Raw genomic sequence first — 19,087 nt, 5'->3', positions numbered from 1 at the left:
AAGCATTGAAATACAATTCTTTTGTTTTTAAAAAAGATAAAATGGAAAGCCATCCCGATAGGGAGCTACAAATTAAAGATTTAAAATCTTTTCTTTTTGTTCTTTAAAAGGTTTTATTTTAGGGAGTTCGGCGATGGCCAAATTAATATATTTTAAGGCCTCCTCTTTATTGTTTTTATGCATGTTAATTTGCGCTAAACGGTAGTGAGCCCACGCTTTTGGGACACCGTCCTCAGCTGAATAGTTTTTTAGGTACATATGTAAACACTGCTCGCCTTTTTGCAACTCAACGTTATATTCGGCAGAAACCTTTCCTATTTGATAATGAAGTGCATTTCGTGGATGCTTATCTTGAGCTTCTTCAATATTTTTTATCGCTTTTTGAGGTTCATTTTTACTTTCATAAAAATTGGTAAGCTTATTAAAACAAACCAATGACCCTCCTTCATTAATGGCCATTTTATAATACTTTTCAGCCAATTCGGGTTGGTTATCATATTCATAAATATAGCCTTTGGCTAAGTATCCATCAACTTTAGATAGGTTTTCCAACTCTTGGGCATAATGTAACGACTTGGTTTTACTGCCACCAAAAACTCCCGGTAATTGCATATACAATTCCACCAAGGCCCAACGGGCATCCATGTGTTTGGGGTCTAGTTCTGCCGCTTTTATAAAATGGTTTTTTACATCGCCTATAAAACCAATGGCCTTAAACTTATTTTGCAATGCTTTCATGCCTAAGGCACCAGCATATTTATAGTGGTAATTGGCATTATTATTATCGGCTTCAACCAATTTTTTGTAATTATTTATGGCATCGTCCCATTTTTCTTGGTGACCATATGCATCTCCTAATAGTTCAATCGCCTTAAGATTATTTGGGTCGGTTTCAAGATATTTGGCTACTATAGTTTCTGCTTTTTTAAATTCCTTTTTGTGAAAAAGAGGTTCAATCTCATCAAAAGAAGTTTGACCTAAGACTAAAACAGGAAAAAATAGCAGATATAAAAACTTGTTCATCATATATTAGATCGAAAAAGCAAAGTTAATCTTTATAACTGAGTTAAAAAATAGCTAACTTCACTCAACCAACGAACTCCAATGAAAATAATTGTTTTTGGAATGACTTTTGAAAGTAGTTAGTGGTAAAATTTTAAACATGAGAACATTCACAACTTTATTAATGATTTTGCTTTTTGCAAATTTCGCAAAAGCACAAAATTCTAATTATGATGATTTATGGTTTAAAGTTGAGCAATTTGAAATTGAAGGGCTACCTAAATCTGCTTTAAAAGTTGTTGAAGCCATTAGCCAAAAAGCAAGAAAAAACGAAAACACCCCACAACTTATAAAAACTATGTTGTTTAAAAGCAAGTTTGCTTTGGTCTTAGAGGAAAATGCTCAGCTTAAAATCATTGATGATTTTATAACCGAAATAGAAAACAGCCAATTCCCTACAAAAAATATTTTAGAAAGTTTACTAGCGGACATGTATTGGCAATATTTCCAGCAAAACCGTTGGAAATTTTATAACCGCACAAAAACAGCTAAAAAAGTTGATACTTATGATTTTAGAACCTGGGATTTACAAACATTATTTTATGAAATTCATATACATTATCAAAAATCCCTGCAAAATGGCCTAATGCTTCAATTAGAGCCTTTGGAAAATTACGATATACTTTTAAATCTTCAAAAAGACTCTAAAATATATAGACCAACGTTGTTCGATTTTTTAAACCATGAAGCACTCGAATTTTACAAAACCAATGAAACGAATATAACGAAACCTGCTTATAAATTTGAGCTTGATGATACCAATTATTTGGATAATGCACCCACGTTTTTAAGTTTACGACTAGAATCGAAAGATTCTACGTCACTTCAATTGAATGCGCTTAAAATATACCAGGATTTAATTCAATTTCATTTAAAGGATCAAGAACCATTTGCGTTCGCAGATGTTAATATTAATAGATTAAAATTTGTAAACGAACATGCTACGTTTAATACAAAAGAAGATATTTTATTAAACACCTTAAAAAGTGAAAGTGAAAAATTAAAAACCCATGAAGTTTCTGGTTTGTACGATTTTGAAATGGCTTCCATTTATTACGGACAAAGCCATCAATACCAGCCTAAAACCAATGAAGAGCATCGTTGGAAAGCGAAAAAAGCTATGGAGATTTGTGATAACATCATTGCAAAATTTCCAAAAAGTAAAGGTGCAGAAAAGTGCAACGTTTTAAAATCTCAAATTGAGCAACAAACACTTCAAATTACGACCGAAAGCTTTTTACCCATTCAAAAACACGCACGATTACTTGTAAGCTATAAAAACCTAAGTGAACTCGATTTTACGGTTTTTAAAATGAGTAGAAACCGACTAGAGACCTTTAATAAAATTTATCGAAAAGACGAACAACTGGCGTTTATTAAAAAATTGGATGCTCATAAATATTGGGAAAGTACCCTAAAAAACGAAAATGACTTTCAAACGCACACTACAGAAATTTTAATCCCTAAACTGAATAATGGCGATTATTTAATTTTTGCCTCGGTTAAAAATGATGCTGAAACCTTTGCTTTTTCAACCATTCAAGTAACCAATTTAGCCCTAGTTGAAACTGAAAGTAGCAAATACAAAATCTTTCAAATTATTGACAGAAATAATGGTGCACCTATTGCCAATGCAAAAGTTGAGTTGAGTTATTTTGAAAATAACAGGAGAAAACCTCGAAGAGAAAATTTCAAAACAAATGCCCTTGGCGAAATAAAAATTGAAAAATCTACAGACCGTTATCGTAATGTTTCAGTTATAGTTACCTACGTTAATGATACTGCCTATTTTGGTGATTATTATATAAGTCAATTATATAAAACCGAAAAAGAAGATATAGACTATAAAGCTTTCATTTTCACAGATAGAAGTATTTACAGACCCGGACAAACCGTTTATTTTAAAGCTATAGCCCTAAGAACAAAAAATGGCAACTCTGAAGTGGTTGCCAACGAACCTGTTTACGCTACGTTGTACAACGTAAATGATGAAGAAATAAAAGAATTAGAGTTTACAACCAACGATTTTGGCTCGGTGTCGGGTGAATTTATTCTACCTAATAACGGGTTAAACGGTGAATACTACATTGAATTTGATGGCGATGAAAAAGACTTTTTTACAGAACATTATTTCTCGGTAGAGGAATACAAACGCCCTAAGTTTGAAACCAAATTTACGCCCGTTACCAAAACCTTTAAAATCAACGATTCAGTTTTCGTAAAAGGAACGGCATTGGCGTATGCTGGCAGCAATATTACCGATGCCAAAGTAGTGTATCGGGTGCACAGAAAAGTACAATATCCGCGTTGGTATTACTGGTATCGCCCATGGTTTAACAGTGAGCCACAGGAAATCACTCATGGTGAAAGCATCACCAATGATAAAGGAGAATTTGAAATTACATTTAAAGCCATTCCAGACCAAAGTGTTGAGAAAAGCAGTTTGCCTATTTTTAATTATGAAATTACAGCCGATGTTACCGATTTAAATGGCGAAACCCGAAGTGCAACCACCATAGTGAATGTGGGTTATCATGCTTTGGTGGCCAATATTGGTATGGATACTGTTTTAGACAAAAACAAAAAAGATCATACCATAAACATCGATACCAAAAACTTAAATGGCGAGTTTGTTCCTGCCAAAGGCGTTATAAAAATTTACAAATTAAAAGCGCCAAATTCGGTTTTACGTCAGCGTCCTTGGGCTGCGCCAGACTATCAAGATTTTTCAGAAGAAACTTTTAAAAACTTGTTTCCACATGATGCCTATGCCAGTGAACACAATACTGATCTTTGGGAAAAAGGTGAGCTTGTTTTTGTGAAAGAATTTGATACTGAAACATCAAAAACCTTGGAACTTGGCAAGATTAAAAGATGGCAATCGGGGAAATACACTGTCTTTCTGGAAAGCCAGGATATGTTTGGGCAATTAGTGAAAGATGAAGTCAAAACAACTTTATATAGCTATGATGACAAAACGCTTGCCGATAATCAGTTATTCAGGATCACGACCGATAAATCAAATTATAAAGTTGGTGACATAGCTATGGTAACTTTGGCTTCGGCTGCAGAAAACTTACAGGTAACCGTTAAAATTGAAAAAAATCACGAGTTTGTAAAAACGGAGATCGTCCAACTTAATAACAACAAAAAAACCATTGAGATTCCAGTTGAACCTAAAGATGTTGGTGGTTTTGCCATCAGTTACAGTTTTGCAGCGTTTAATAGTTTTCAATCTTCAACGCAAATTATTTCAGTACCTTATCCTAAAACCGATTTAGATATTGAAACCACCTCTTTTAGAGATAAATTACAACCAGGTTCCGATGAAACTTGGAGCTTTAAAATATCAGGTCCACAAAGTGAAAAAGTAAGTGCTGAACTTTTAGCTAGCATGTACGATGCCTCTTTAGACCAGTTTAAACCGCATGCTTGGAGCTTCAACCCCATAATGCAACCCAATTACTCATCTTATAACCAAAGTAGAGCCTATAATAGTTTTGGAACAAAAAATTTTAGAGTGTATAATGAAAGAACTTATACTAACTACCCACAACAATATTATGACCAGCTGAATTGGTTTGGGTTTAGCTTTAATTTTAACAAATGGCGTTTTGATAATTATGTAAAATCTTTACGATTAAAGACTGAATCAAAATATGATGATTCTATAAAAAAAGGATTTATTTCAGGAACTGTTTTTGATTCTGAAGGCAACCCATTACCTGGAGTTTCAGTTATAGTTAAAGGAACGTCAAGAGGTGTAACAACCGATTTTGATGGAAATTTTAGTATTGAAGCTTCAAAAGATGAAATTTTGGTAATGAGTTATGTTGGTTTTAATTCAAGAGAAATTAATGTTAATCAAAATAATGTTATAAATGTTTCATTGGCAGAAAGTGTTGAACGTTTAGAAGAAATTGTAACAGTTGGATATGCTACCGAAAAAAGAAGTTTGAGAGCTTCTGTAACATCTGTTCAATATGATTCTGTCGCTGAAGAGAATGTGGAAATTGCTTTTGCTTATAATCCTAATGGTCCAAAACGTAAAAAAGAAGAGAAAGAGTTTGAAACAAACGGAATTCAAATCCGTAAAAACCTCCAAGAAACTGCCTTTTTCTTTCCGCACTTACAAACGGATAAAGATAGCAATGTGAGTTTTAGCTTTACTACACCCGAAGCCCTAACCCAATGGAAATTGCAATTATTGGCACATACAAAAACCTTGGAAAGTGCGACTAAAACTTTAACCACAGTCACCCAAAAAGAGTTAATGGTAATCGCCAACGCACCACGTTTTTTACGTCAAGGCGATGAGATAACTATTAGTACAAAAATCGCAAACCTAACTGACAAACAACTTTCTGGAAATGCCTTCTTAATTTTAACCGATGCTGTTACAGGAAAAGATATAACAGCAAACTTGCTCAGTTCTTCCCCTTCGGGGAAGTTAGATGGGGCTTTTGCCGTTGACGCCAAAGGTAATACACAAGTATCATGGAAATTAACCATTCCTGATGGTGTGGATGCTATTCAGTATAAAATCATAGCCAAGTCTGAAACCTTTAGTGATGGCGAACAAAACGCATTACCTGTTTTAAGCAATCGAATGCTGGTAACCGAAACTTTACCCATGTGGACTAAAAGTAACGAAACTAGGACTTTTACTTTGGATAAGCTTAAAACTAATACCTCAACAACGCTTAAAAACCATAAATTGACTTTGGAAATCACTTCCAATCCAGCGTGGTATGCGGTTCAGGCATTGCCCTATTTAATGGAATACCCTTATGAGTGTAATGAGCAAACATTCAGTAGATATTACGCCAATGCGTTGGCGAGTCATATTGCAAATTCCAACCCTAGAATTCAAGCCGTTTTTAACCAATGGAGGGATTCTGACGCACTGGTTTCTAACCTAGAAAAGAATGAAGACTTAAAGTCTATTTTAATTCAAGAAACGCCTTGGTTGCGTGATGCACAAAGCGAAAGCGAACAGAAAAAACGCATCGCTTTGTTATTCGATATTAATAAAATGAAGAATGAATTAGAATCTGCATTTAAAAAATTAGAACATAATCAAATGGATTCTGGGGCTTGGGCGTGGTTTAATGGTGGTCGCGAAAATAGATACATTACCCAGCACATTATTTCTGGTTTTGGACATCTTTCCAAACTCGGTGTCACCCTGAGCGCAGTCGAAGGGTCAAAAATGATTGAAGAGGCCATCGGATACCTCGATTCAGAATTCATTCAAGAATACAAAGACATCAGAAAATACGATGCCAAAGCAGATTTAAATAAAGACCATTTAAGCTACACACAACTGCATTATTTATACATTCGAAGCTTCTTCCCTGACATTAAAAAATCAAAAGATTTGGAAGACGTCATCAATTATTATCAAACTCAAATCCAAAAATATTGGTTGAGTCGCTCTTTATATTCAAAAGGATTGATGGCTTTGGTGTCGTATCGTAACAATGATTCAAAAACAGCTACCAAAATTTTAAACTCACTAAAAGAAACGAGTATTACCAGTGATGAATTAGGGATGTACTGGAAAGAAAACACCAACTCTTGGTATTGGTACCAAGCACCTATTGAAACCCAAGCGTTATTAATTGAGGCTTTTTCAGAAATTGAAAAGGACCCTAATACCATTGACAGCTTAAAAATTTGGTTACTTAAAAACAAGCAAACTAACCAATGGAAAACCACCAAAGCCACCACCGAAGCGGTTTATGCCTTATTACTTCAAGGCAGTGATTGGTTGAGCGTAACAGATGCTGTAGAGGTTTTAGTTGGCAATCAAAAGATTGAGCCTTCAAAACTTGAAAATATAAAAGTGGAAGCCGGAACCGGTTATTATAAAACCTCTTGGAATCCCTCAGAAATTAAACCCGAAATGGCTGAAGTAACACTTACCAAAAAAGGCGAAGGTATAGCTTGGGGTAGTTTGTATTGGCAGTATTTTGAAGATTTAGATAAAATCACATCGGCTGAAACACCTCTTAAATTGAACAAAAAACTATTCCTTAAAAAGAATACAAATTTAGGTGAAGGAATTACAGAAATAACCAACGAAACCGATTTAAAAGTAGGCGATTTAGTTCGCGTTCGTATTGAAATACGTAGCGATAGAAACATGGAGTTTTTACATTTGAAGGATATGCGCGCTTCTGGATTAGAACCTATAAATGTAATTTCAGAATACAAATGGCAAGACGGTTTAGGCTATTATGAAAGCACTAAAGACGCTTCAACCAATTTCTTTTTTGATTATTTACCAAAAGGCACCTATGTTTTTGAATACGATTTACGTGTAAACAATGCAGGTAATATGAGCAATGGGATAACAACTATTCAAAATATGTATGCCCCTGAATTTAGTAGCCATAGTGAGGGTACAAGGATTAGTGTTAATTGATTAAACGCTTAAAATATTTATATTTACAAAATCGTATCCCAAATTGCTATTTTGAAACCTAACAAAAACATAAAGTTTAAATCAATTTTAATTCTATTTTTAGGGTTAATAATTTTTTCCTGTGCAACCAAAAAAAATATTTTAGCAAAAGAGGCGTCCATAGAAAGTCATCCTAAAATCATCTTTTTAAATTATAGCATCAAAAAAATGGCTAATAATGATGTTACATTGCAGTTTATAAATCAAATAGTTGCTGATGTTAAATTGAAAAAAAATAAAGTATTAGAGGGGATAACAGGAGATTTAATTTGCGCACAATTAGATAAAAATAATAATATATTACAAAGGCAAATTGTAAAAAATCCCTTAATTAAAAACATTGAATATATTGATGATTCCAAATCATTTAATAATAAACAAATTGAATTAGATAGTACCCAAATAGCAATTAGACTGCAACTAGAACCAAACACAAAATATATAAGTATATATAACTTTAATACTAAAAAAAACAAAACGAAAGCTTTAATAACAACCGCTATTGATTGATGAAACAAAGGTTTTTATTCATATTGTTTTTAATTAATGTGATGAAGGTTTCAGCTCAAATTTTTGATGTTCAAGCTTTAAAAGTTTCTGGTGATAATGATAAAAGAATTAATCTTGTAATTTTAAGTGAAGGCTATCAAATCTCTGAATTTGCAAAATTTGAAACGGATGCCACTAACTTTATGAACGACATGTTTTCGCAATCGCCTTTTTTGGAATATGCAGATTATTTTAATGTTTTTATCATAAAAGTGCCATCAAATGAAAGCGGTGCCGATCATCCAGGAACGGCAACTGACGTTAGTGAACCTGCATCACCCATTACAACTGCCGATACTTACTTCAACGCAACTTTTGACTCTTTTGGATTTCACAGATTGCTTTTCTATGAAATTGATGGTTTTTACGCCAATAATACCGAATCCAAAATTAATGCAGTTTTGGCGAACAACTTCCCAGAATACGACCAAACCATAATTTTGGTAAACTCCAATGTGTATGGTGGTAGTGGCGGGCCATTCCCCATGGCTTCGACTGGATCTAGTTCAAGTGAAATTGCCATACATGAATTGGGTCATTCACTGTTTGATTTAAAAGATGAATATTATCCAGGTGATGCCTTAGCGGCAGAGGCCATAAACATGACACAGGAAACAAACGCAAGCTTGGTAAAATGGAAAAACTGGATTGATATAAATAGTATTGGAGTTTACCCCTATGGAACATCTGGAACTGCTGCCACTTGGAATAGACCACATCAAAACTGTAAAATGCGATACTTAGGTGTACCTTTCTGTTCGGTTTGTAAAGAGGGTATTATTGAGAAAATACATGATTTGGTGTCACCCATTGATTCATACAATCCCGTTTCAAACTCGGTAAACAATCCAAGTTTCCCATTGGATTTTGGTATTAATTTAATAAAAACCATACCTAATACTTTGTTGAATGAATGGACCTTAAATGGCTTAAACATTGCAACAAATGTAGATGCTGTTTCCATAATGGAAACTGACTTGGTTGAAGGCTTTAACTCTTTAAGCACAGTGGTAACTGATAATTCTAGTGCATTAAAAGTAGATAATCATGAAACTATACATGTTTATACTGTTACTTGGACTATAAATTATTCTACTTTAGGTCTAGAAGATATTACCAGTGCAATCAATAACTTAAGTATAAATATGTATCCAAATCCAACAAACAGTATAATCAATTTTAAGTTTGAAAACCTAAGGAATTTGAATCTTAAAATTGATATTGTAAGCTTAGATGGTAAAAAAATTGAGTCTCTTTTTGTTTCAAATTATGAAACTCAACAACTTGACTTAGGTAATTTATCTAAGGGTATTTATATCACGAATTTTTATGTTGACAATGTATTGGTTACCAGTAAAAAAATAGTAAAAAACTAACTTGTTAGACTATTTACTAGGTGGCATTGTTGGTCTAACTTCAATTTTACTTGGTAAGGTTCTGGGGTTCATTCTAAGTAAATCTACTACCAATTCACCAATATCCTCACCTTGAATTTTCCAAGCATCGCTTTCACTGGGTGTTTTTCCATTGAAATGCGTAGCAACAGACCCCGGCATGATTGTGCTTACTTTAATATTATGCTGACGTAAATCTAACATAACGGCTTGTGTAAAACCAGTAACACCAAATTTACTGGCATTGTAAGCAGATCCTTTTGCGAAAAAGTTTGTTCCCGCTAAACTTGAAATAGTAATAAAATAGCCTTCGGTTATCTTTAATGCTTCCACGCTCGATTTTATGGAATAAAAAACTCCCGTTAAATTGGTATCAATGGTTTCTTGCCATTGCTCTAAAGTTAAATCTTCTATACTTGCAAAATGTCCCAAACCAGCATTGGCTATAACTATATCCAATTGCTTAAAATGTTTCAAAGTCTCTTCAACTGCTTTTTGTTGACTAATAAAGCTCTTAACATCAGCCTCAATACCAATAGCCCTTGCATTAGTTTTTATATTGGCATTTAAAACATTTGCGGCCTTTGTAGCCGAAGATTGATTTCTACTTGTTATAACTACGTTTATCCCTTCATTTAGTAAAGAAAGTGCAATGGCGTAGCCAATGCCCTTGGTGCCTCCTGTAATTAATGCGGTTTTGTTTTTTAATGAATTCATAGGTTTTATCTCTTTCAAGTAAAACTACAAAACGAAAAAATAATCATAGAATATATTATGTTATGAAAACTATAAAATTTAATATATTATTGTTTTGGTGGGAAACCTGTTAAAACTTTTTCAACAATAGCTTGTAATTTGGCTTCTCGATTCTCTGGTGATGCTTTTGGGTTAAAACTAGCCTCACTAACAGCTTGCCAAAAGAGTTGCTTTTTGTTTTCATCAACAAAGTCGATGATAATTTCTCGTTTAATGTTTGATTGACCAATGGGTAATCCAATGGAAATACCTCCACCAACATTTCGTCCGGTTCCACCAAGACCCACTCCAACAGCATTGCGCTGCGCTGTTTGGTATTGATTGCTTTTAATATCGATAAAAAAATCGGGGTTTTCTGCTAAACTAAATCCTTTGGCTGCCATGGTTGCGTCAAGTGCATCCAAAAAACGTTTGGTATCCAACTCACTCAAACCAGTTTGTATATCGGCGTAATAATTATAGGTTTTGTATTGCTGGAAATTTGTGGTTTTATCATAATCGTAGTTAACACGTATAGGTGCGCAGGATACAATTAAAAATGTTAGAATAGCTATTTTTAAGAATCTCATATCTTATTTTTTATTAAAGTTAATCAAAAATTATTCCACATAAACAAAAACCTTTTTGTAATCATTTGCAAAAACAAAATAATATTTAGATATTTGTCTAAATACCTAAATAAGTGAATTACCTATTTAAAGCTTTAAATGACGAGACCCGAAGACAGATTTTAGAATTACTTAAGGAGAAAAACATGACTGCAGGAGAAATTGCCGATGCCTTTAATATAACCAAACCCAGTATTTCACATCATTTGGATATTCTAAAAAGAGCCGATTTGGTAACAAGCGAAAAAGATGGCCAATTTATAACCTATTCGATTAATACCACCATATTAGAAGATGTGCTTCAATGGATATTAACTTTAAAAAAATAACATCATGCGTTTAAAAAAAGAACTACCGTTAATTGTTATTGTACTCATTCCTTTTATTTACCTATCTTACATATGGAATTCTTTACCAGACACCGTTCCCGTACACTGGAATTTCAAAGGTGAAATTGATGGATGGGGTAAAAAATCCACACTAATTCTTATCATCTTCTTAATACCAGTGCTTAATTATATAATTTTTTCAGTTGTTCCTCTTATAGATCCCAAGAAGAAATTGCAAACTATGGGGAATAAATTTTATAACTTAAAATTTTTAATGGTTTTATTTATGTCTGGTTTGGCCTTATTCATCCTATACAGCGTTAAAGAACAATCCATCACCAATCCATCAATAATTATTCTAGCTATTGGCCTATTATACATGCTTTTGGGTAATTATATGAAAACGATTAAAGCTAATTACTTTATAGGAATTAGAACACCATGGACTTTGGAAAATGAAACCGTTTGGAAAAACACACATCATCTATCCGGTAAATTATGGTTTATTGGTGGATTAATTATCGTCATATCCAGTTTAATAGCAAGTAAAGATATTAACAGCAAACTATTCATCTTTATTACTATAATAATTACCGCTATTCCAATTATATTCTCCTATTTAGAATATAAAAAACTAAATAAGTCATAATTATGAAATCTATTTCAATAATCATTTTTTCATTGCTTTCATTGTCTATTGTATCTCAAAGCAAAAGACCACAGGATCCCAAAGAACCCTACAATTATATCTCAGAAAACATTTATTTTAAAAATTATAAAGCCGATAGCATCAAACTGGCAGGTACATTAACCTTACCTAAAAATGTAAAAAATCCTACTGCTGTTATTTTAATTTCAGGTTCCGGTCCTCAAAATAGAAATGAAGAAGTCAAACAATTTAATCACAGACCATTTTTGGTTCTTGCAGATTATTTAACCAATAATGGCATAGCAGTTTTAAGATATGATGATAGAGGTATTGCAGAATCTGAAGGGAATTTTTCAACATCCACATCATTTGATTTCGCCACTGATGTTGAAGCTGCAATTAACTATTTAAAATCCAGAAAAGATCTTAACATCTCAAAAATAGGATTGATAGGCCATAGTGAGGGCGGACTTATTGCACCCATAGTTGCATCGAAAAACAAAGATGTAGACTTTATTGTTTTATTAGCTGGCGTCGGAGTAGATGGCGCAAAAGTTTTAGAAACCCAAGCACGACGAGCAGCAGAGTTAGCAGGAGCATCAACTGCTATTATTGATGAAAACGAAAAATTAACAACCATTATTTACAACATCATAAAAAACAATGCGAATGAAGAGGTCATAAAAGAGAAGATTACTGAAGAGCTAAACAACTTTAAAGTTAAAAATCCAATGTCCATAATTTCCGCAGCTATTACGCCTGCAATGATTGAACAACAATTAAGCATTCTAAAATCAGATTGGTTATTAACTTTTATTAGAACAGATCCCAGAATTTATTTAGAAAAAACAACTTGTCCAGTTTTAGCTTTAAACGGAAGTAAAGACTTTCAAGTATTACCAAAAATTAATTTAGAGGGAATAAAAGAAAGTTTAGATAAAGCTGGAAATAAAGATGTGACCATTAAAGAACTTGAAGGGTTAAACCATTTATTTCAAACATCTGAAACTGGGAGTATTCAAGAATACAGTACCATTGAAGAGACTTTTTCACCAACTGCGTTAAAAATTATTAAAGATTGGATTTTAGAACGATTTTAAGATTACCCATTTAACATATTCCACAACATATCCTTTAATTGAGTAAGACCTTGTTGCGCAACAGAAGAAATAAATAAATATGGAATAGGAAGTTCCTTATCCAATTGTACTTTCAACTCTGTTTTTAATTCTTCGTCCAGCATATCACTTTTTGATATGGCTATAATGCGTTCTTTATCAAGCATCTCAGGATTGTAACGTCGTAATTCATCCAACAATATTTCGTATTGTTTTTTGATATCTTTGGCATCCGCAGGAATTAAAAACAATAAAACCGAATTACGCTCAATATGTCTTAAGAAGTAATGTCCTAAACCTTTACCTTCGGCAGCCCCTTCAATGATTCCTGGTATATCGGCCATGACAAACGTTTGAAAATCATGATATTTTACAATTCCCAGATTAGGCTTTAAAGTCGTAAACTCATAATCAGCAATCTTTGGTTTTGCTGAAGTCATAACAGACAACAAGGTGGATTTCCCTGCATTTGGAAAACCGACTAAACCAACATCAGCAAGAACCTTTAGTTCCATGGTCACGTACTTCTCTTCCATGAGAATTCCCGGTTGAGCGTATCGCGGGGTTTGATTTGTTGATGACTTAAAATGCCAGTTGCCTAAACCTCCCTTTCCGCCCTTTGCTAATATTTTTTCTTCACCATCTTCGGTGATTTCAAAAAGGATGTCGTTGGTATCCGTATCACGTACAACCGTTCCAAGTGGCACTTCAATGTAAGCATCCTCGCCATCCGCACCAAAACTTCTGGCACTTCCACCATGCTCACCATGACCCGCTTTGATGTGTTTTTTGAATTTTAAATGAAGAAGCGTCCAAAGATTTTGGTTTCCTCTAACAATCACATGCCCACCACGACCGCCATCGCCACCATCTGGTCCTCCTTTGGCAACATATTTTTCACGATGTAAATGTGCAGATCCTTTACCTCCATTTCCAGAGCTCACATACATTTTTACGTAGTCTACAAAGTTGCCCTCAGTCATTTTTCCTTCTTATTGGTTATTTGTGGATTTGTTTGGCTCAGCCTAGATATTTAAAAAACTATACCAATAAACGTCTCGACTATAGTTTATCAATAACACCACTAAGGCGTTTAGTAATATCTTCAATACTACCCACGCCATCAACCCCAAAATATTTATCCTGAGCCGAATAGTAATCTTTTAAAATAGCAGTTTTATCGTAGTATTCTTTAATCCTATTACGGATAATGGATTCGTCAGCATCATCAGGTCGTCCACTTGTTTTTCCTCTACTTAGTAAACGCTCCACTAAAATTTCATCATCTACTTCTAAAGCAATCATGGCGTTTATTTGAGAGTCTTTGCTATCCATCAACTTATCTAGTGCATCAGCTTGGGCATGGGTTCTCGGGAAACCATCAAAAATAAACCCTTTGGCATCGGTATTTTTTTCAACTTCCGCTTCTAACATATCAATGGTTACTTGGTCGGGAACTAATTCCCCTTTGTCCATGTATGATTTGGCCAACATCCCTAAAGCCGTTTCATTTTTTATATTGTATCTAAAAACATCGCCTGTGGAGATGTGTACTAAATTATATTTTTCTTTTAAAAAATTTGCCTGCGTTCCCTTTCCTGCTCCTGGAGGGCCAAATAGCACTAAGTTTGTCATGTATTGTGTTTCTTTTATTTGATATACTTCTGGTAAATTTCTTCCTAATCCATCATAATCTAACCCATAGCCTACAATAAACTTATTGGGGATTTCAATTCCTACATAATGTAATTTAAAGTCTTTTTTATAAGCTTCTGGTTTATGAAAAAGAGTTGCTATTTTAAGCGATTTTACCTGTTCATTTTTAAAAATGCGATAAACCTCATTTAAAGTGTTTCCAGTATCGATGATATCTTCCAAAACTATCACGGTTCGCCCAGTTAAATCTTGGGTTAACCCTATTAACCTTTGAATATCTTCAGATGATTTTACACCTTCATAAGAAGCTAATTTTATAAAAGTTACTTCGCAAGGTTTTGGATATTTTTTTACAAAATCGCTCACCACCATAAACGAACCGTTTAAAATGCCCACAAAAACAGGAATTTCGTCACCAACATCCTCAGCTATTTCATCTGCCAAACGCTGTAAAGCCTCATCTATTTGCTTTCCAGAAATAAACGGTTTAAAATATTTATCGTGTAGCTTTATCACGGGTATTTATTTTTAAAGTGGCAAAGATAATCAATAGATTGCCTAATACCGATTTTTTGATTTATGAATTAGGAACTATTTTAAGATTTAAGTGTATTTTTGCTTATCTAAAACAAGCAATTAGCTGTAAAACATGAAAAATTACTTTTCTTCAAATTTTAAATTAGGTATTCTTGGTGGCGGACAATTAGGAAAAATGCTACTTTACAATACCAGAAAATTTGATATTTACACCTGCGTTCTAGATGCTACTAAAGATGCCCCATGCAAAATTGCCTGTGATGAATTTCATTTAGGTGATTTGATGGATTATCAGGCTGTTTTCAATTTCGGAAAACAAGTTGATGTATTGACCATTGAAATTGAAAATGTAAATGTGGATGCTTTAGAAGATCTTGAAAAAGAAGGGGTAAAAGTGTATCCTGCTTCAAAGACCTTAAGGACTATTCAAAATAAAGCAAAACAAAAATTGTTTTATGTTGACAATAGCATTCCAACAGCACCTTTTTCGCGTTTTGCATATCTTTCCGAAATTGAAGATACCATTAGTAATGGTGGGTTAAATTTTCCGTTTGTTTGGAAAGCAGCGCAATTTGGTTATGATGGGAATGGTGTGAAGATAGTTAGAAAACTCTCAGACTTGGAAGGTTTACCAAAAGGTGAATGCATCGCCGAAAACTTAGTACCTTTTAAAAATGAACTTGCTGTTATTGTGGCCAGAAATGCATCTGGGGAAACGAAAAGTTACCCAGTAGTTGAAATGGAGTTTCACCCTGAGGCTAACCAAGTAGAGTATGTCATTTGTCCCGCTCGCATTTCTGAAGACCTAGCAAAAAAAGCCGAAGATGTGGCTTTAAAAACCTCAAGAGCTTTTCATCATGTGGGTTTGTTAGCCGTTGAAATGTTTCAAACTGAAGACGACCAAATTCTAGTAAATGAAGTGGCTCCAAGACCACATAACTCTGGTCATCAAACCATTGAAGCAAGCTATACCTCGCAATTTGAGCAACACCTGAGAGCTATTCTAGATTTACCATTAGGCAGAACTGATAGTAAAGTTGGTGGTGTTATGGTAAATTTAGTTGGGGCTGAGGGCTATACTGGTGATGTTTTTTATGAGCATATTGAAAACATTATGAAAATGGACGGCGTTACGCCTCATATTTATGGTAAAAAACAAACACGCCCTTTTAGAAAAATGGGACATGTAACCATAGTGAATGAAGATTTAAATGAAGCCAGAAGAGTCGCTGAGCAAGTTAAAAAGACAATAAAAGTAATAAGTAAATAATTATGAGTAAAGTTGGAGTTATTATGGGAAGCAAAAGCGACCTGCCAGTTATGCAAGACGCCGTTGATATGTTAAAAGGTTTTGACATTGAAGTTGAAGTTGATATTGTTTCCGCACATCGTACACCAGAAAAATTGTTCGATTATGGTAAAAATGCGCATACTAGAGGGTTCTCTGTAATAATTGCTGGCGCTGGTGGCGCTGCGCATTTACCAGGTATGATTGCTTCTTTATCACCCCTTCCCGTTATAGGCGTTCCTGTTAAAAGCTCCAATTCCATTGATGGTTGGGATTCCGTACTTTCTATTTTACAAATGCCAGGTGGTGTTCCTGTAGCAACAGTAGCCCTTAATGGCGCAAAAAATGCAGGTATTTTAGCAGCACAAATTATTGGTTCTCATGATAAATGTACACTCGATAAAATATTAGCCTATAAAGAAGGTCTTAAAATGAAAGTAAACGAATCGGTTAAAGATTTAAAATGAAAAAAGCCCCGAAATTCATTCAGGGCTTTTCAGCTATTAACAAATAATTCTCATGAGTTAGTCACTCTGCAAATTGTTGTCGGCAAACATATAAAAAATTTATTATGCACACATAGTAAATCTGCTTTTTTAACATATTTCCTCATAAAATGACAAAAAATATATTAGTTAAACCTTTTGAAACCAATTATAATACAGCTCCATTCTCAAAAATAAAAAATGAGGATTTTTTACCAGCATTCAAACAAGCCATAAATGACGCAAAAGCCGAAATTGATGCTATTGTAAATAATGATGAAGTACCTACTTTTAAAAACACGATTGAAGCATTAGATTTTTCAGGTGAACCATTAGATAGAATATCCAGCATCTTTTTTAATTTGAATTCTGCTGAAACCAATGAAGAAATACAAAAAATAGCCCAGGAAGTTTCGCCAATGCTTTCAGAATTCAGTAACGATATTACCTTAAATGAAGAGCTGTTCGAACGTGTTAAAGCAGTCTATGATGCTAAAGATTCATTGGAATTAACCACCGAGCAGCAAACATTGCTTGACAAAAAATACAAAAGCTTTTCTAGAAATGGCGCGAATCTTCCGGTAGATAAAAAGTTAAAGTTGCGTGAAATCGATAAAAAACTAAGTCAGTTAAAATTAAAGTTTGGCGAAAATGTACTAGCAGAAACTAATAAGTTTGAAATGCTTATTACAGATGAAGCAGACTTATCTGGACTTCCAGAAGGCACCATAGAAGCTGCTAAACAACTCGCTGAAAGTAAAGACAAAGATGGTTGGCTGTTTACTTTAGACTACCCCAGTTACATTCCTTTCGTAACTTATGCCGATAATCGAGAACTACGAAAAAAAATAACTCTGGCAGCTGGTGCAAAATCATTTAAAGGAGATGCGCTAGACAATCAAGATAATGTCCTTCAAATTGCTAAACTGCGTTTTGAACGTGCGCAATTATTAGACTACAAAACCCATGCGCATTTTGTTTTGGAAGAACGCATGGCAAAAACGCCCGAAAAAGTAGAAGCTTTTTTAAATGAACTTCTGGAAAAAGCAAAACCAGCAGCTGAACGTGAATTTGCTAATCTTCAAAATTTCGCCAAAGATCTGGAAGGTAATGATCAATTAGAGAAATGGGATGGTGCTTACTATGCCGAAAAACTAAAGCAAAAGTTGTTCGATTTGGATGATGAAAAACTCAAACCCTATTTTAAATTAGAAAATGTTATCAATGGGGTGTTTACCATTTCACAAAGATTATTCGGATTACATTTTGAGGAGATAAATACCATAGACAAATACCACCAAGATGTTTTAACCTATAAAGTAACTAATGATAAGGGCGATTTAATCTCTATTTTTTATGCCGATTTTTTTCCAAGACCTGGAAAACGTAACGGTGCGTGGATGACGTCCTTTAAACCACAATACATAAAAGAAGGTAAAAATAATAGGCCTCATATTTCCATTGTTTGCAATTTTACAAAACCTACAAAAACAAAACCTTCATTGTTGACTTTTAATGAAGTCACCACCCTTTTCCATGAATTTGGTCATGCTTTGCATGGTATGTTGGCAAATACCACCTACCCAAGTTTGTCGGGAACAAGTGTGTATTGGGACTTTGTGGAATTACCTAGCCAGGTTTTAGAAAACTGGTGTTACGAAAAAGAAGCTTTAGAATTATTTGCAACCCACTATGAAACTGGTGAGGTTATCCCAATGGATTTGGTTAAAAAGATAAAGGATTCTGCAACTTTTCATGAAGGCATGCAAACCTTAAGGCAAATTAGTTTTGGTTTACTGGATATGAGTTGGCATGGTCAAAACCCAACAACCATAACAAACGTAAAAGCGCATGAATTAATAGCATTTGAAAACACAAAATTGTATCCTGATGTGGCTGAAAATTGTATGAGCACCTCTTTTTCACATATTTTTCAAGGAGGCTATTCTTCTGGTTATTACAGTTACAAATGGGCAGAAGTATTAGATGCTGACGCTTTTGAGTATTTTAAAGAAGCAGGTGTTTTTAATAAAGAAGTTGCTAATAAATTTAAAAATTTTGTCTTATCACAGGGTGGAACCGACGACCCCATGACTTTATATAAACGCTTTCGGGGAAAAGAACCTGAACCTGAGGCCCTACTTAGAAGAGCAGGGTTGATAAAGTAAATAAATTCATTTTTTTATC

The 19,087-nt window shown here is 34.1% G+C and carries 14 protein-coding genes; 9 read left to right on the top strand and 5 right to left on the bottom strand.

The genetic code is table 11. The features are described from left to right. Nucleotides 1–72: 72 nt before the first annotated feature. On the bottom strand, nucleotides 73–1,026 hold the full coding sequence (locus ABD963_RS05170) for a tetratricopeptide repeat protein (RefSeq protein WP_345275874.1): 954 nt from the start codon (nucleotides 1,024–1,026) through the stop codon (nucleotides 73–75). A 136-nt stretch (nucleotides 1,027–1,162) separates the two neighbouring features. Here ABD963_RS05170 and ABD963_RS05165 point away from each other — a divergent pair, with 136 nt between their 5' ends. The 3 genes from ABD963_RS05165 (at nucleotide 1,163) to ABD963_RS05155 (ending at nucleotide 9,456) form a co-directional block, all read left to right on the top strand. Next, nucleotides 1,163–7,492, top strand: a complete 6,330-nt coding sequence (locus ABD963_RS05165) for an alpha-2-macroglobulin family protein (RefSeq protein WP_345275873.1) — start codon at nucleotides 1,163–1,165, stop codon at nucleotides 7,490–7,492. Nucleotides 7,493–7,699: 207 nt separating this feature from the next. Then, on the top strand, nucleotides 7,700–8,041 hold the full coding sequence (locus tag ABD963_RS05160; RefSeq protein ID WP_345275872.1) for a hypothetical protein: 342 nt from the start codon (nucleotides 7,700–7,702) through the stop codon (nucleotides 8,039–8,041). Next, complete coding sequence (locus tag ABD963_RS05155; RefSeq protein WP_345275871.1) at nucleotides 8,041–9,456, top strand: T9SS type A sorting domain-containing protein; 1,416 nt, start codon at nucleotides 8,041–8,043, stop codon at nucleotides 9,454–9,456. The genes ABD963_RS05160 and ABD963_RS05155 overlap by 1 nt, the downstream gene beginning before the upstream one ends. A 9-nt stretch (nucleotides 9,457–9,465) precedes the next feature. Here the strand turns inward: ABD963_RS05155 and ABD963_RS05150 are convergent, their stop codons facing one another. Further along, nucleotides 9,466–10,191: an SDR family oxidoreductase gene (locus ABD963_RS05150; RefSeq protein ID WP_345275870.1), complete on the bottom strand. Its 726-nt coding sequence runs from the start codon at nucleotides 10,189–10,191 to the stop codon at nucleotides 9,466–9,468. An 86-nt stretch (nucleotides 10,192–10,277) separates the two neighbouring features. Further along, a complete protein-coding gene (locus ABD963_RS05145; protein ID WP_345275869.1) occupies nucleotides 10,278–10,799 on the bottom strand; it encodes a DUF4136 domain-containing protein in 522 nt (173 codons plus the stop codon). A 113-nt stretch (nucleotides 10,800–10,912) separates the two neighbouring features. Here ABD963_RS05145 and ABD963_RS05140 point away from each other — a divergent pair, with 113 nt between their 5' ends. From ABD963_RS05140 to ABD963_RS05130, 3 genes are read left to right on the top strand one after another with little or no spacing between them, the layout of a single operon-like run. After that, on the top strand, nucleotides 10,913–11,167 hold the full coding sequence (locus tag ABD963_RS05140) for an autorepressor SdpR family transcription factor (protein WP_345275868.1): 255 nt from the start codon (nucleotides 10,913–10,915) through the stop codon (nucleotides 11,165–11,167). Nucleotides 11,168–11,171: 4 nt separating this feature from the next. Next, the gene (locus tag ABD963_RS05135; RefSeq protein ID WP_345275867.1) at nucleotides 11,172–11,816 is read left to right on the top strand and encodes an SdpI family protein; all 645 of its coding nucleotides are present in this window, start codon (nucleotides 11,172–11,174) and stop codon (nucleotides 11,814–11,816) included. Nucleotides 11,817–11,818: 2 nt separating this feature from the next. Continuing rightward, the gene (locus ABD963_RS05130; protein ID WP_345275866.1) at nucleotides 11,819–12,916 is read left to right on the top strand and encodes an alpha/beta hydrolase family protein; all 1,098 of its coding nucleotides are present in this window, start codon (nucleotides 11,819–11,821) and stop codon (nucleotides 12,914–12,916) included. A gap of 2 nt (nucleotides 12,917–12,918) precedes the next feature. On the opposite strand, the gene obgE is transcribed toward ABD963_RS05130, so the two are convergent. Further along, nucleotides 12,919–13,917 (bottom strand): GTPase ObgE, encoded by a 999-nt coding sequence (gene obgE / locus ABD963_RS05125; RefSeq protein ID WP_345275865.1) that lies wholly within the window; start codon nucleotides 13,915–13,917, stop codon nucleotides 12,919–12,921. A gap of 79 nt (nucleotides 13,918–13,996) precedes the next feature. Then, nucleotides 13,997–15,106 carry an adenylate kinase gene (locus ABD963_RS05120; protein ID WP_345275864.1) on the bottom strand — a complete coding sequence of 370 codons (1,110 nt, stop codon included), beginning with the start codon at nucleotides 15,104–15,106 and terminating at the stop codon, nucleotides 13,997–13,999. A gap of 133 nt (nucleotides 15,107–15,239) precedes the next feature. Between ABD963_RS05120 and ABD963_RS05115 the strand changes: the two genes are divergently transcribed. The 3 genes from ABD963_RS05115 to ABD963_RS05105 all read left to right on the top strand — a co-directional run bounded on the left by ABD963_RS05115 (nucleotide 15,240) and on the right by ABD963_RS05105 (nucleotide 19,068). Next, a complete protein-coding gene (locus ABD963_RS05115) occupies nucleotides 15,240–16,397 on the top strand; it encodes a 5-(carboxyamino)imidazole ribonucleotide synthase (RefSeq protein WP_345275863.1) in 1,158 nt (385 codons plus the stop codon). A 2-nt stretch (nucleotides 16,398–16,399) separates the two neighbouring features. Beyond that, entirely contained in the window at nucleotides 16,400–16,882 is a 483-nt protein-coding gene (purE, locus tag ABD963_RS05110) for a 5-(carboxyamino)imidazole ribonucleotide mutase (RefSeq protein WP_345275862.1), read from the top strand. 149 nt (nucleotides 16,883–17,031) lie between these two features. Then, on the top strand, nucleotides 17,032–19,068 hold the full coding sequence (locus ABD963_RS05105; RefSeq protein ID WP_345275861.1) for a M3 family metallopeptidase: 2,037 nt from the start codon (nucleotides 17,032–17,034) through the stop codon (nucleotides 19,066–19,068). Nucleotides 19,069–19,087 lie beyond the last annotated feature (19 nt).

This window comes from Litoribaculum gwangyangense (genome assembly GCF_039543505.1).
In the GTDB taxonomy this organism is placed as follows: Bacteria; Bacteroidota; Bacteroidia; order Flavobacteriales; family Flavobacteriaceae; genus Litoribaculum; species Litoribaculum gwangyangense.
Note: the sequence above shows the minus strand (reverse complement) of the source record. Positions and strands in the feature narration are given on the sequence as shown.